The sequence below is a fragment of the Micromonospora sp. NPDC049175 genome (assembly GCF_043197345.1).
Taxonomy (GTDB): Bacteria; Actinomycetota; Actinomycetes; order Mycobacteriales; family Micromonosporaceae; genus Micromonospora.
Genome location: NZ_JBICSY010000006.1, coordinates 506,999 through 521,723, shown reverse-complemented (window position 1 = coordinate 521,723; position 14,725 = coordinate 506,999). Strand labels below are relative to the sequence as shown.

At 70.8% G+C, this 14,725-nt stretch carries 13 protein-coding genes; 10 read left to right on the top strand and 3 right to left on the bottom strand.

Features of this window, described 5'->3' with window-relative positions; genetic code table 11:
• Positions 1–34: 34 nt before the first annotated feature.
• From ACGFH8_RS25645 to ACGFH8_RS25625, 5 genes are all read left to right on the top strand, one after another.
• Complete coding sequence (locus tag ACGFH8_RS25645) at positions 35–835, top strand: FkbM family methyltransferase (protein WP_393371611.1); 801 nt, start codon at positions 35–37, stop codon at positions 833–835.
• A 94-nt stretch (positions 836–929) separates the two neighbouring features.
• Positions 930–1,400 (top strand): ASCH domain-containing protein, encoded by a 471-nt coding sequence (locus tag ACGFH8_RS25640; protein WP_393371608.1) that lies wholly within the window; start codon positions 930–932, stop codon positions 1,398–1,400.
• The gene (locus ACGFH8_RS25635) at positions 1,397–2,161 is read left to right on the top strand and encodes an ABC transporter ATP-binding protein (RefSeq protein WP_393371606.1); all 765 of its coding nucleotides are present in this window, start codon (positions 1,397–1,399) and stop codon (positions 2,159–2,161) included. The genes ACGFH8_RS25640 and ACGFH8_RS25635 overlap by 4 nt, the downstream gene beginning before the upstream one ends.
• Positions 2,158–4,071, top strand: a complete 1,914-nt coding sequence (locus tag ACGFH8_RS25630; RefSeq protein WP_393371604.1) for a hypothetical protein — start codon at positions 2,158–2,160, stop codon at positions 4,069–4,071. Before ACGFH8_RS25635 ends, ACGFH8_RS25630 begins: the two co-directional genes overlap by 4 nt.
• Positions 4,072–4,073: 2 nt before the next feature.
• The gene (locus ACGFH8_RS25625; protein ID WP_393371601.1) at positions 4,074–4,658 is read left to right on the top strand and encodes a hypothetical protein; all 585 of its coding nucleotides are present in this window, start codon (positions 4,074–4,076) and stop codon (positions 4,656–4,658) included.
• A gap of 44 nt (positions 4,659–4,702) precedes the next feature.
• On the opposite strand, the gene ACGFH8_RS25620 is transcribed toward ACGFH8_RS25625, so the two are convergent.
• Positions 4,703–5,407 (bottom strand): permease-like cell division protein FtsX, encoded by a 705-nt coding sequence (locus tag ACGFH8_RS25620; protein ID WP_393371598.1) that lies wholly within the window; start codon positions 5,405–5,407, stop codon positions 4,703–4,705.
• 109 nt (positions 5,408–5,516) lie between these two features.
• Between ACGFH8_RS25620 and ACGFH8_RS25615 the strand changes: the two genes are divergently transcribed.
• From ACGFH8_RS25615 to ACGFH8_RS25595, 5 genes are all read left to right on the top strand, one after another.
• Positions 5,517–6,314: a PrsW family intramembrane metalloprotease gene (locus tag ACGFH8_RS25615; protein WP_393371597.1), complete on the top strand. Its 798-nt coding sequence runs from the start codon at positions 5,517–5,519 to the stop codon at positions 6,312–6,314.
• 145 nt (positions 6,315–6,459) lie between these two features.
• Entirely contained in the window at positions 6,460–9,735 is a 3,276-nt protein-coding gene (fdh, locus tag ACGFH8_RS25610; protein ID WP_393371594.1) for a formate dehydrogenase, read from the top strand.
• 3 nt (positions 9,736–9,738) lie between these two features.
• Positions 9,739–10,788 (top strand): 4Fe-4S dicluster domain-containing protein, encoded by a 1,050-nt coding sequence (locus ACGFH8_RS25605; RefSeq protein ID WP_393371591.1) that lies wholly within the window; start codon positions 9,739–9,741, stop codon positions 10,786–10,788.
• Positions 10,785–11,861 (top strand): NrfD/PsrC family molybdoenzyme membrane anchor subunit, encoded by a 1,077-nt coding sequence (gene nrfD / locus ACGFH8_RS25600; protein ID WP_393371589.1) that lies wholly within the window; start codon positions 10,785–10,787, stop codon positions 11,859–11,861. The genes ACGFH8_RS25605 and nrfD overlap by 4 nt, the downstream gene beginning before the upstream one ends.
• Positions 11,862–11,911: 50 nt before the next feature.
• Positions 11,912–13,195, top strand: coding sequence for an OFA family MFS transporter (locus ACGFH8_RS25595; RefSeq protein WP_393371586.1), 1,284 nt, complete (start codon positions 11,912–11,914; stop codon positions 13,193–13,195).
• 59 nt (positions 13,196–13,254) lie between these two features.
• On the opposite strand, the gene ACGFH8_RS25590 is transcribed toward ACGFH8_RS25595, so the two are convergent.
• Complete coding sequence (locus ACGFH8_RS25590; RefSeq protein WP_393371584.1) at positions 13,255–13,758, bottom strand: VOC family protein; 504 nt, start codon at positions 13,756–13,758, stop codon at positions 13,255–13,257.
• Between the two features lie 129 nt (positions 13,759–13,887).
• Complete coding sequence (locus tag ACGFH8_RS25585) at positions 13,888–14,469, bottom strand: winged helix-turn-helix domain-containing protein (protein WP_393371581.1); 582 nt, start codon at positions 14,467–14,469, stop codon at positions 13,888–13,890.
• Between the last annotated feature and the right edge of the window lie 256 nt (positions 14,470–14,725).

Here is a 14,725-nt window from a genome sequence, read left to right as displayed (position 1 = left end):
CGTCGTACCCCTCTCACGGACTGGACCCAGACGCATGACGGCTACCACCGACACCAGGATCGCCGCGCTCCGGAGCGATCCGGCGATGTCCCCGCTGCACCTGTCACTCGACGTCTACTACGGCGATCCCGCACGGGACGCGCGGATGGACGCCTTCTACTCCCGGTTCGTCACCAGCGGGGATCTCGTCTTCGACGTCGGCTCCCACGTGGGCGACCACATCGGCAGCTTCCGTCGCCTCGGCGCCCGCGTCGTCGCCGTGGAGCCGCAGCCGCTGTGTCTGCGCGCCCTGCGTGCGATCTACGCCGACGACGACCAGGTGACGCTCGTCGGAGCCGCGTGTGGCGCGGTCCCCGGCCGCACCCGGTTGCACGTGAACTCGGCCAACCCCACCGTGTCGACCGCCTCGCCCGACTTCGTACGGGCGGCCCGGGGCGCGGGTGGGTGGGAGGGCGAGGTGTGGGACTCGGTCATCGAGGTCCCGGTGGTCACCGTCGACGCGCTGATCGACGAGTACGGCACACCACGCTTCACCAAGATCGACGTGGAGGGTTTCGAGGACGAGGTGCTGGCCGGCCTGAGCCGGCCGCTGCCGGCGCTCTCGTTCGAGTTCACCACTATCGCGCGCGCGGTTGCCGGGCGGTGTCTCGATCGCCTGACCGTGCTCGGTCTCGACGGCTTCGACGTCGCGCTGGGCGACGACAAGTCGATGACCTTCGAGCGGTGGGTGCCCGCGAGCGACATGGCGGCACACCTGCGCGACCTGCCACACGAGGCGAATTCCGGCGACGTCTACTGCGTGTCCGGTGTGCGCCAGACCGCCGCCGCCGTCTGAGCATCGAGGTCGGCGGGTTCCGAAGGATCGGCGGGCACCCCGACCAGCGGGGTCACCAGCGCCTCCGGCGCAACGGATCGCGTACCCTCCGTGGATGACGCTCGATGATCTTCCACTGGCCGAGTTCGCGTTTCCGGGGCCGTTGCGCGACAGCCTCGTCGCCGCGATCCTGTCCGGGGCGAAGACGTCGACGGCCGGGCTGCTGATCGGGTACGAGCGCGCGAACGAACCGCTCCCCGAGGTGGGGCAGCGGTCCGCCGTGGTGGACTCCGCCGGCCGTCGGGTCGCGGTCATCGAGCTGACCGACGTACGAGTGCTCCGGCTCGCCGACGTCGACCTGCGGCACGCCGTGGCCGAGGGCGAGGGGGACGAGTCGGTGGCGCAGTGGCGGGCGGGGCACGAGATGTTCTGGCACAGCCCGGAGGTACGCGCCGAGCTAAACGACCCCGGGTTCACCGTCGACGACGACACCCCGGTGGTCACCCAACGCTTCCGACTGGTGCACGTCGTCCGAACCGCGATCGGTCCACCGTGGAGCGAGGGGTCACCTATGCTCGGCGCGTGATCACCCCAGCACTGGAGATTCGCGGCCTGGTGAAGTCCTTCGGGGCGCATCGCGCGGTGAACGGGATCGACCTGACGGTCCACTCGGGCACGTTCCACGGCATCGTCGGTCCCAACGGTGCGGGCAAGTCCACCACCATCGGGATGGCCGTCGGACTCGTCACTCCGGACGCCGGTGAGATCCGGATCCTCGGGCACGACGCGCTGCGCGACCGGGCCCTGACCCGCGCGCTGACCGGGGTGTTGCCCGACGGCCTCGACTTCCCGGAGCGCCTCACCGGCGCCGAACTGCTGCGCTACAGCGCCGGCCTACGGGGGCTGCACCGGGTCGCGGCAACCGAACGGGCCGCCGAGCTGATCGAGGTGCTCGGCCTGGCCAAGGGCGCCGGCACACCGCTCGCCGACTGCTCGACCGGCACCCGCAAGAAGCTCGGCCTCGCCCAGGCGCTGCTGCACGCGCCACGGCTGCTCGTGCTCGACGAACCGTTCGAGGCGGTCGACCCGGTCTCCGCGGCCACCATCCGCCGGGTGCTGCGCCGGTTCGTGGCCGGCGGCGGCACCTGCGTGCTGTCCACCCACTCGATGCTGCTCGTCGAGCAGATGTGCGACGAGGTCACAGTCGTCCATCAGGGCCGGGTCGCCGCCGCCGGGCCGGTCACCGAGGTCGCCGCCGGCAGCAGCCTGGAGGAACGGTTCGTCGAGTTGGTCGGCGCCGACGCCTCCGGCAGCGCCGGCCTGGACTGGCTGACCGAGGCACGATGAGCGCGCAACCTGACGCCGCGCTGGCCGGCGCCCTGCGGACGATCGCGGTGCCGGCCCGGATGCGCGCGGCCATGCTGCGTCGCTCACTGCGCGAGCATCCGGGACCCACGGTGGCCGGCCTGGCCGGTCTGCTCGCCGCCGGCTGGCTGATCCGGTACGCGCTGCGCGGTGACCAGCACACCCTCGCCCTGCTCGTCGGGGCGTGGGTGCTCGGCTGGATCGTGTTGCCGCTGCTGCTCGGCGGCGGGCGTGGCCGGGTCCGTCCAGCACACCTACGGTTGGAGCCGATCGGCGGCGTCCCGGCCGCGACAGGTCTGCTCGCCGCGTCGGCGATCGGCATCGGCCCGGCCGTCTCGCTCGTAGCGCTCGCCGCGCTGCCCGTGCACGCCGCTCGGCACGGCTTTGTCGCGGTCCTCGTCGCCGCCGTCGGCGCGGTGCTGCTCTGGCTCTGCGGACTGATCGGCTCGGCGATCGCACTGGAGATCGTCGGCCACGCGGGCGGTCCGGCCGGGGCGCTGCTCACCGGCGTCTTCACCGGCACGGCGATGGGTGTCGCCGGGTCGCTCTGGGCGGTCTTCCCGTGGGTGTCGGTCCTGCTCGTGGCAGCGCCGGAGGAGGTCGTCCAGGCCATGGGGTACGTGCCGAGCGCCTGGCCGGTCACCGCCGCGTCCGGACCAACCGGGCAGGGGGTGCGCCTGATGGCGGCCCTGGTGGGCATCGTGGCGCTCGGCGCCGCCGCGTACCTCATGCTGGTGCGAAGGGTGATCACCACGGGCGTGCCGTTCCGGCCGCGCGGGACCACCGCGCTCCCGCTCGTCCGGCGCGGCGGCGACCAGCCGGCCGCGCGGCGCGGGACCACGGCAGCGGCCGGGGACCGGCGTCCGGAGCGCGGTTGGCGGGCGTGGGTGCCGGCGGCGACGCGGGCGGTCGCCGGCCGTGAGCTGCGGGCCTGGATGCGGCATCCGCTGCGGGTGCAGTACCTGGCGTTCGCGGTGGTCTACGGCGCGCTGCTCGCCGGGCTGCCGCTGCTGTCCGACGTCGACCTGCTGCTGCCGTGGGCCGGGTCGTTCGCCGTGCTCGGCGCGGCGGCGATGTCGGCCGGGCTGGTCGGGCTGGACGGCACCGCGTTGTGGCTGCCGCTCACCACGCCGGGCGGCGAACGGGCCGAGGTCCGGGGTCGGGCCCTGGCCTGGCTGGTGCTTGTCACCCCGATCGGGGTGCTGCTTGCCGTCGCCGGTGTCCTCCTCGCACCCGACGTCGACCCGCTGGCCGCGCTGTCCACCCTGCCGGCGCTGCTCGGGGCGGGCGCGGCGGTGCCGGTGTGGGTGTCGCTGCTGCGGGTGCGGCCGGTCGCCGACCCACGGCACCCCACCTCGGCCGACAACCCCACCGACATCGTCAGCGTGCTGGTCGCCACCGGGTCGGGGCTGGTGGCCGCCGCGCCGGTGCTCGCGCTTGTGGTCTGGGGTCCGCCGGAGGTGGCGCCGCTGCTGCCGCTGGTCGGGCTGGTCAGTGGTGCCGCCGCCTGGTGGAGCGGCATCTGGTTGGCCGACGAACGCCTCGCCCGACGCGCGACCGACGTGCTCGCCGCAGCCGGCCAGCGGAGTCGGCCCCCGGAGACGGTGCTCCCGCTGACCTGGGACGCCGCGTGGTACCGGGAGAACAAGCCGACCGCCTGGGCACTCGGACTGCTCACGGTGGGGTGGATCCCGGTGATCCCCCAGGGGGTGCTGCCGTTGGCGTTCGGGATCGACAGCGGATGGATCGTGGCCGGTCACCTGAGCGGGAGCGCGCACACGGCGGTGGGGTTGGCCATGGTCGGGCTGGGCGTCGCGATGCTGCTCGCCGGCCTGGTGCTGTGGGACCGCCGACCGCGGCCGGCGGCTCTTGATCGCCAACGTATCTTCTAGTCATGAGAATGGATGGCGCCTCGGCGTACGTGGTTCGGCGGAGCCGGACCCGGACCGGGCTCACGTTGGCGCTGTACAGCCTGTTGCCGGTGACGGCGATCGTGATCGGCCTGCAGGACCTGTCCGTGCGCTTTCTGTTCGTCATCCTCGGGGTGCTGTTCGAGGTCATCTTCCTCGCCACGTCACGTCGTCGCGTCAGCAGCGCGATGCGGCGGGAGCTGCTCTTCGCCATCGATGAGCAGGGCGTCTACCTGGGCCCGGACGACTTTGGTCGGCCGGCGATGCGCGAGAAGTGGTCAAACATCGACGCCATCGTCTACTTCCAGGGTCGGGTGTGGACGACGCAGAATCTGCCACCCACGACCCGTCACGTGGGCATCGTCCACGGTGGCAGGATCGTCATGTCCCGGGGGAGGGGCGGCTGGTGGTTCAACGTCAGGCGGGCCTCCGCGGCCGCCGCCCGGTTCGGCGGGGGAACGCCGGTGCTCAAGGCGCCATTTTACGGCCACATCTCGCGCGAGTGGTTCCACACCATCCCCCTGCCGCCAAACTGGCTCGCCACCCACGCCGGATCTCGCGCCAGGTGACTCCCCGGCACACGAGCTGATCAGAGCGGGCTTTCCCGCAGGCGTTACAGCATCGCCAGCGGGGCCAGGGTCACGCCGTCGACGCCGTCGAGCCCGATCAGCTCGCCCACTCCGGACCCTTCTCTGTTCAGGGGCATCTCGAACCGCCACGACTCGTGCGTCATCTGCGGTTGGAGCTGCGTGGACAGGTCACCCTTGCCCTTGCACCGCTCGCGCAGGCGCTCGTACGCGGCGTTGCGGTCCTCAAGCTTGATCGACTTCGCGGTCGGCAGCGCCCGGACGGTCTTCTCCACGGCGGCCCGTTGTTCGGTGGTCGCCGACGGCTTCAGCCGGACGACGACGCCGATCCGCGATGGCTGGGGGTCGACGCTCGCGATCCTGAGCGTCACGTCCTCCACGCCGTCGACCTCCGCGATCACCGCCTCGACCGCCTCGGCGATCGACGCGTCGGTGACGGTGGCGTGCAGAAGCTCACGCACGTACTCCGGCTTGAGGGCCGCCAGCAGGTCGGGCTTGTCCTTCAGATCCGCCTTCTGACGCTCGTACGCCTGCTCGCGGGTTTCGAAGGACACCTCCGTGACGCTGGGCATCGATCGAAGCCGCTGCTCCACGGTGTCCTTCTGCGCCACCGTCACGTCGGCGGCGAGGAAGACGGCCACGTCGACCTCGGCGGTCTCCTCGGGCGTCGAGGTGCAGGCGGACAGGGCCAGTAGGGCTGCGAGTGCCAGTGACGGTCCCATGCGACGCATGAGCGGAGATCGTAGTTGCCGTTCACGGCCTTCGCCGCCCGCGCCGGCGTCGCCCGGATCTCGGGGCCATGGCTGGTGTTCGTAACCTCGATCCGCCAGACTTCGCGGTATGGCTGATCGTTGGCGCCGGTGGGCGTGGGTCGGAGTGCTCGTCGTCGGGCTGATCCTTTACCTGGCGGTGCTGCGGACCCTCGTCGGCACCAAGAATCCGAACTTCGTCCCGGCGTTGATCCTGCTCGGGGCGACGCTCGTGCCGTTGACGTTCCTGACGTTCGCGCAGGCGCGTACCGGTCGGTGGCAGGTGCCGGCGTCGGTCCTCGTGATCTCGGCGTTCTTCGGCGGGGTGATCGGCACGGTGGTCGCCGGCATGCTGGAGTACGACACGCTGCGCGGTCTCGGCGCCCTGCCCATGCTGTTCGTGGCACTCATCGAGGAGTCGGCGAAGCTGATCGTCCCGGTGGTGCTGCTGTTCACGGTGGTGGCCCAGCATCGCCGCCGGGTGCCCTCCGACGGGTTGATCATCGGTGTCGCCGCCGGCATGGGATTCGCCGCGCTGGAGACGATGGGTTACGCCTTCACCGCCCTGCTGAGTTCGCAGGGCAACATCGGCGCGGTGGAGCAGACGCTGTTCATCAGGGGCCTGACCGCACCCGCCGGTCACACCGCGTGGACCGGGCTCACCGCCGGCGCGCTGTGGGCGCTGTTGGCCAGCCCGAGCGTCGGCCGGCTCTTCGGCTTCCTCGGCACGTTCCTGGGTGTCGTCGTTCTGCACACCCTGTGGGACACGTTCTCCGGTTCACTCGTCTTCGTCGTGCTGGCGATCGTCAGCATCGGCTGGCTGTTCTGGGAGCTGCGCCGCTACCGCGCCTTCGGTGAGCACCGGGTTGGTCAGCTCCAGCCGAACTGACCCCCGCCGGACACCATGCCTTCCCCGGCCTGCTCGATTAGGCCGGGGAAGGCATGACTCTTTGTGATCTCGCTGCGACCCGGTCGGGGCCTCGTCTACTGTCAGGCTGTTCACATTTGGTGTGATTGGTCGGGAAGGTGCGGCGATGGGGGTGCGGAGCTGGATCGAGGGCTGGCCGGTCTACCGCCAGCTCACCGGCACCGACCCGCTCGGACGGGGTACGGCTGCCGAATCCGACGGGTCCCGGGCGCTCACCGCCCGCACCGAAACCGCCGACTCGATGGCCCGGTCCGTCTGCCCGTACTGCGCCGTCGGCTGCGGTCAGCGGGTGTACGTCAAGGACGGCCAGGTCACCCAGATCGAGGGCGACCCGGACAGCCCGATCTCGCGGGGTCGACTCTGCCCGAAGGGCTCGGCCAGTAAGAGTCTGGTGACCAGCCCTCTGCGGCAGACCACGGTCCGCTACCGCCGGCCGTACGGCACCGAGTGGGAGGACCTCGACCTCGACACGGCGATGAACATGATCGCCGACCGGGTCCTGGCCGCCCGGGACGAGACCTGGGAGGACGTCGACGCCGAGGGCCGCCCGCTGAACCGGACGCTCGGCATCTCCAGCCTCGGTGGGGCGACGCTGGACAACGAGGAGAACTACCTCATCAAGAAGTTGTTCACCGCGATGGGGGCGCTCCAGATCGAGAACCAGGCCCGTATTTGACACTCCGCCACCGTCCCCGGTCTGGGGACCAGCTTCGGTCGCGGCGGCGCCACCCAGTTCCAGCAGGACCTGTCGAACTCCGACGTGATCGTCATCCAGGGCTCGAACATGGCTGAGGCGCACCCGGTGGGCTTCCAGTGGGTCATGGAGGCCAAACGCCGCGGCGCGAAGGTGTTCCACGTCGACCCCCGGTTCACCCGCACCAGCGCGCTGGCCGACTCGTACCTGCCGATCCGGGCCGGGACCGACATCGCCCTGCTCGGCGGGGTGATCCGCTACATCCTGGACAACGAGCTGGACTTCCGGGAGTACGTCGTCGCCTACACCAACGCCGCGACGCTCGTGACCGACGAGTTCGTCGACACCGAGGACATGCACGGGCTCTTCTCCGGCTTCAACGACGACAACGCCACCTACGACCAGGCAAGTTGGCGCTACGAGGGGCACAGCCAGACCCAGACGACCCGCGACAGCGAGACGCAGCGGGAAACCGCGGCCGGGTTGGAGAACGAGTCGCACGGCGCGCCCGTCGGCGGGCAGACCGAACGCGACGAAACGTTGCGGCACCCGCGCTGCGTCTACCAGATCCTCAAGCGGCACTACGCCCGCTACACCCCGGAGATGGTGGAACGGGTCTGCGGCATCCCGCAGGAGAAGTTCCTCGAACTGGCCCAGGCGTGGACGGAGAACTCCGGCCGGGACCGCACCGGCATGCTCGTCTACTCGGTGGGCTGGACGCAGCACAGCGTGGGCGTGCAGTACATCCGTACCGGCGCGATCATCCAGCTGCTGCTCGGCAACGTGGGTCGCCCGGGCGGCGGGGTCATGGCCCTGCGGGGGCACGCCAGCATCCAGGGCTCCACCGACATCCCGACGCTGTTCAACCTGCTGCCCGGCTACCTGCCGATGCCGCACCACGCCAACCACCCGACCCTGGCCACGTGGGTGGACAGCATCGCCCACCCCGGGCAGAAGGGTTTCTGGGGCAACGCGCGCACCTACGGCGTCAACCTGCTCAAGGCGTACTGGGGTGACGCCGCCACCGCCGACAACGACTACTGCTACGGCTACATGCCGCGGATGACCGGTGACCACGGCACCTACCAGCAGGTGCTCGACATGATCGACGGGAAGATCAAGGGGTACTTCCTGCTCGGTCAGAACCCGGCGGTCGGCTCCGCGCACGGCCGGGCGCAGCGTCTCGGCATGGCCAACCTGGACTGGCTCGTGGTTCGGGACCTGTTCGAGATCGAGAGCGCCACGTTCTGGAAGAACGCTCCGGAGATCGAGACCGGCGAGATCATGACGGGGGAGTGCCGTACCGAGGTGTTCTTCCTGCCCGCCGCGTCGCACGTGGAGAAGGAAGGCACGTTCACCCAGACGCAGCGGCTGTTGCAGTGGCGGGAGAAGGCCGTCGAGCCGCCGGGCGACGCCCGCTCCGAGCTGTGGTTCTTCTACCACCTCGGGCGGATCGTCCGGGAACGGCTGGCGTCGTCGACCCGGCCCCGCGACCGCGCGCTGCTCGATCTCACCTGGAACTACCCCACGCACGGTCCGCACGCCGAGCCGAGCGCCGAGTCGGTGCTCTACGAGATCAACGGGTACGACGTGGCGACCGGCCGGCCGCTGTCGTCGTTCACCGAGATGAAGGCCGACGGCTCGACCGCGGGCGGTTGCTGGATCTACACCGGGGTGTACGCCGACGGCGTCAACCAGGCCGCCCGCCGCAAACCCGGCGCGGAGCAGTCCCTGGTGGCCCCGGAGTGGGGCTGGGCCTGGCCGGCGAACCGGCGCATCCTCTACAACCGTGCCTCCGCCGACCCGGACGGCAACCCGTGGAGTGAGCGTAAACGCTACGTCTGGTGGGACGCGGAGAAGTCCGAGTGGACCGGCTACGACGTGCCGGACTTCGAGAAGACCAAACCGCCGTCGTACCGGCCGGAGCGCGACGCCTCGGGTGTGGCGGGCATCGCCGGCGACGACCCGTTCATCCTGCAGGGCGACGGCAAGGGCTGGCTGTACGCGCCCACCGGCGTGCTCGACGGACCGATGCCGACGCACTACGAGCCGGTGGAGTCGCCGGTGCGTAACCCGCTCTACCGGCAGCAGGCCAACCCGACCCGCAAGGTCTACACGCATCCGATCAACACACTCAACCCGAGCCCACCGGAACCGCACAGCCAGGTGTTCCCGTACGTGTTCACGGTCAGCCGGCTCACCGAGCACCACACCGCCGGTGGGATGAGCCGGACCGTCCGGACGCTTGCCGAGCTGCAACCGGAGATGTTCGTCGAGGTGTCACCGGAGCTGGCGGTCGAGCGCGGGCTCACCCACCTGGGGTGGGCGCACGTGGTGACCGCCCGGGCCGCCATCGAGGCGAAGGTGCTGGTGACCGACCGGCTCACGCCGTTGCGGGTGGACGGTCGGATCATCCACCAGGTGTGGTTGCCGTACCACTTCGGGTTCGAGGGTCTGGTGACCGGCGACTCGGCAAACGACCTGTTCGGCATCAGCCTGGACCCGAACGTCCTGATCCAGGAGAGCAAGGTCGGCACCTGCGACATCCAGCCGGGGCGACGCCCCCGGGGACTCCAACTCCAGGAACTCGTCGTCGACTACCGACGGCGGTCCGGGGACCTCAGCCCGCACTACCCACCGCAGGTCACGACCGACTCCGCCGACGGCGGCCCGGACCAGGAGGTCTGACCCATGCCCCACGCCAACGCCCTGTACGGCCCGTTGGATCCGGCGCCGGACGCCGGTTACGAGGACGCGCCGCCGCGGATGGGGTTCTTCACCGACACCAGCGTCTGCATCGGCTGTAAGGCGTGCGAGGTGGCCTGCAAGGAGTGGAACGGTGTGCCGGAGAGCGGCCTGGACCTGCTCGGCATGTCGTACGACAACACCGGCGCGCTGACCGCGAACTCGTGGCGACACGTCGCGTTCGTCGAGCAACCCCGCCGCGCCGGCCTGGCGACCCCGGCGTTCGCGCAGAACCCGGACGGGCCGGCGGTCAGCCCGGCGACGGCGGCGCTCGGCGCGCTGACGAGCGTCGACACCGGCACCAACCCGGGGCTGCCCACCGGGTCGCCCGCCGCGGCGGCGCGCATGTCGGCCGGCCCGCAGCCGGAGTTCCTGGGGATGCCGGGGGCGCAGCCCCCGGGCCGGGGCACGGGTGTGGAGGAGCGTTCGGATTTCCGGTGGTTGATGATGTCGGACGTCTGTAAGCACTGCACCCATGCGGCGTGTCTGGATGTGTGTCCGACGGGTTCGTTGTTCCGGACGGAGTTCGGGACGGTGGTGGTGCAGGAGGACATCTGCAACGGTTGCGGTTACTGCATCTCGGCGTGTCCGTACGGGGTGATCGACCAGCGTAAGGACGACGGTCGGGCGTGGAAGTGCACGTTGTGTTACGACCGGTTGGGTGCGGGGATGACGCCGGCGTGTGCGCAGGCGTGTCCGACGGAGTCGATCCAGTACGGGCCGCTCGACGAGTTGCGGCAGCGGGCCGCGGAACGGGTCGAGACGCTGCACGAGCGGGGCGTGCCGGAGGCCCGTCTGTACGGGCACGACCCCAACGACGGTGTGGGTGGTGACGGGGCGTTCTTCCTGCTGTTGGACGAGCCCGAGGTGTACGGGTTGCCACCCGACCCGGTCGTGACCACCCGCGACCTGCCGGCCATGTGGAAACGCGCGGGCCTCGCCGCCCTCGTCATGACGGCCGCCACCGTGTTCGCGTTCGTCGGCGGTCGACGATGACCGACAGTCCACCGAACGAGCCGGCCGGCGCCCGGTTCCGCGAGTTCCAGGACCGCGTCGACCAGGCCGTCGGGCAGCGCCGGGGCGGCCGAGGTCGCGGTCACGACGGCGAGCAACTGACCGTGCCGGTGGCCGACTTCACCTCCTACTACGGCCGCCCGATCCTCAAACCGCCGGTGTGGAAACACGACATCGCCGGCTACCTGTTCACCGGAGGCCTCGCCGCCGGCGGCGCGCTGATCGGCGCGGGCGCCCAACTGACCGGCCGCCCCGGCCTGCGTCAGGTGGGGCGGTGGACCGCCCTCGGCGGCGTCACCGCCAGCGCGTACCTGCTGGTACACGACCTCGGGCGCCCCGCCCGGTTCCACCACATGCTCCGGGTCGCCAAGCTGACCTCGCCGATGTCGGTCGGCACCTGGATCCTCACCGTGTTCGGACCACTCGCCGGTGTCGCCGCGATCACCGAACTGGCGCCGCGGCTGCCGCAACACGGCGTGCTCGGCCTCGCCCGCCGGCTGATGCCCCCGGTCGGCAACGTCGCCGGCCTGGCCGCCGCGGCCACCGCCCCGGCGCTTGCCACCTACACCGGGGTGCTGCTCGCCGACACCGCCGTACCGTCCTGGCACGACGCGTACCCGTCGTTGCCGTTCGTCTTCGCCGGCAGCGCGCTCGCCGCCGCGTCCGGTGTCGGACTGATCGCGGCGCCCGCCGCGGAGACCGCCCCGCTGCGGCGACTCGCCCTCGCCGCGGCGACCACCGAGGTGGTCGGCGGTCGCCGGCTGGAGCGGATGGGCCTGACCGGGGAGCCCTACACGCAGGGTCGCAGCGGCCGACTGATCCGGGCCGGGCGGGTGCTGCTGGGCGTGGGCACCGTCGCCGCGTTGTTCAGCCGGCGCAGCCGGATGCTGTCCGCGCTCTCCGGCGCCGCGCTTGTCGCGTCGTCGGTCGCCACCCGGTTCGGCGTCTTCGAGGCGGGGATGGCGTCGGCGCGCGACCCCAGGTACACGGTCGTGCCGCAACGGGAACGGCGCGACCGCAGGGAGGGCCGGTCGCCGGCCGAGGAGCGGACATAGCTCGACCAACAGGCGCCAGCCAATGAGCCAGCAGACGGGGGACTCAGCTCATGGCACACACCGCAACCGATCAAGGAAGATCCGCGCCGACGCGGGGCCGATGGGGTCTCGTCGTCGCCGCGGTGCTCGTCCAACTCGCGCTCGGCGCGGTGTACGCGTGGAGCGTGTTCAACAAGCCGTTGCAGGACGAATTCGGCTGGGCCAAGTGGGAGGCCGTGCTGCCGTTCGAGGTAGCGATCGGCACGATCTTCATCGGCAGCCTGATCGGCGGTCGCATCCAGGACCGGCGTGGCCCGCGACCGGTCGCGCTCGGCGGTGGGGTGCTCTACGCGGTCGGCAACATGCTGGCCTCGCTCACGTCGTCGGAGGACGACCTGTGGCTGCTGGTGCTCACCTACGGCGTGCTGGGGGGAATCGGCCTGGGGGCCGCGTACATCACCCCGATCGCGATGCTCGCCAAGTGGTTCCCGGACCGGCGCGGCCTGATCACCGGCATCGCGGTCGCCGGGTTCGGCTTCGGCGCGGTGATCGTCGCGCCGGTGGCGAAGAGGCTGCTCAACGGCACCGACGACCCCACCCACGTGTTCTTCCCGCTGGGCGTCGCGTACCTGATCGCGATCCTGCTCGGGGCGTCGTTCTTCCGTAACCCGCCGGCGGGCTACCAGGTGCCCGGGTTCACGCCGAAGACCGCTGGTCGCGCCCTCGCCGGCACCCGGGTCTACACCCTGCGGGAGGCCCTGCGCACCCGGCAGTGGTACCTGCTCACCGGCATCCTCGCGCTCAACGTCACCTGTGGCATCGCGCTGATCTCGCAGGCGTCCGATGCCGCCCAGGTCATCACCGGGGCCAGTGCGGCGGCTGCCGCCACCCTGGTCGGCGTGCTCGGTCTGTTCAACGGGGCCGGGCGGGTGGCCTGGGCGTGGTTGTCCGACCGCACCGGGCGGATGCCGGCGTTCCTCGGGATGCTGCTGCTCCAGGCGATCTGCTTCTTCATCCTGCCGCACGCCGCGTCCCTGGCGCTCTTCGCGGTCCTGGCCGCCCTGGTCTACCTCGCCTACGGCGGTGGATTCGGCACGATGCCCGCCACCGCTGCGGACTACTTCGGCACGCCCAACGGCGGCGCCATCTACGGCGCGATGATCGTGGCCTGGAGCATCGGCGGCGTAGTCGGCCCGCTTGTCACGTCGGTGCTCTACGAGGCGAGCGGCAAGAGCTACACGCTGCCGTTCACGGTCATCGCGATCGTCGCCCTGATCGCCCTGGTCCTACCGCCGATCACCCGAATGCCCTCCGAGCCAGGACTACCAGGGTCACCGGGCGGCGCAGGCCGCTGAGCCGGCCGGCAAGAGCGACGTGGGTGCGGGCCGGGAACCGGCCCGCACCCACGTCGACATCACTCGCGAGAGAACCCGCCCTTGGGCGCGATGATCTCCAGGTTGGTGCCGTCGGGGTCGTTGAAGTACGCGACCTCGGTGCCGACGGCGGCCGGCGGGTTCACCTCGCCGGGCGCGAACGTGTACGGCTGCCCGAGGAACTCGATCCCGGCAGCGCTCATCCGGTCGAAGACCGACCGTACGTCGTCGACCTGGAAACACAGGTGCATCGAGCCGGGCCGGTTGGCGGCGACCTGGGCGGCGTCACCGACCGGCTCCTGGAACTGGATCAGGTCGATCCCGAGGTTGTCGAGGTTGAACGTGGCGTACCGCAGCTTCGTCGTCGGCAGCCCCTGCGACTGCGCGAACCCGGCGCCGTGCATGCTCTCGTCCCGGACGACCGGCTCCGCGCCGAGCAGGGCCCGGTAGAACGCGACCGAGCGGTCAAGGTCACTCACCGCGATTCCGACGTGCGCGGCCGACGTGAGGCCGATGGACACCGTCGAGGTGTTCGGGAATGCCATGCTGACTCTCCTTACCTGCGTTCTGCGTCGCATCGGTGATGCTGATCTTGGTCCCGTACCCCGATGGGGCCGGTTTATGCGGCGACGTGTCCGGCCGCACGCGCCCCGCCTGCCCACATCAGGCAGGCGTCAGGCTCTTTCGATGCGTGGGTGGCGACGGTCGGTCAGCCGCAGCCCGACGCCTCGGACGGCTTCGATGCTGGCCCCGGTGTCTAGCTCGTGCAGCTTGCGTCGTAGCCGCTTCACCAGGGACTGCACGTCCGCCCTGCGCTCGCGCCCCTCGTCCCGCCAGACCGACCGGTGCAGGTCGGCGTAGCTCCAGACCCGGACCGGCTCGGTGGTCAGGCAGATCAGCAGGTCGTGCTCCAGTCGGGTGAGGTCGACCTCGCGATCCCGGTAGCGGGCGACGGACCGGGCGGAGTCGATCACCAGGGCCGTGTTGGCGGCGGGCGTCGGCCCGGACGAGGTGGTGGACGGCTGCTGTGGCGCGGCGATCAGTCGGCGTAGCTCGTCGAGGTCGGCCACCAGCAGCAACGGCGCGATGCCGTCGAGGCGTTCGGCGAGCCGGATCCGTTCGGCCGGCGACGAGGTCACCGCGATCAACAGCGGAAACGGCTCGTCGGCCGGATCGCCCCGATCCAACGTCGCCTCGTCGTCCTCGGCCACAGCACCGCCCGGGATCGATGGGCATCCCTGCCCAGCTATCGTCATGGTCCTGACAATGATTGGCAAGCGCGTCACCAGCGGGGCAACTCTTAGCGACAAGTTGCTCACGGCAAGTTCTTGATCGTCCGTTCTTCTCGATCATAGTGTCCAGTCGGGCAACCGGCGTGACCCGCGCGGTGCATGGGGAGGCATGGGGGGTTCGATCTCTCGGCCCGCCGAGACGATCCTCCCGCACCCTCACCATGGCCCATTGACACCCTGGGTCGTTCTGAGGGAGGCAGCACCGATGTTCAGACGTCCA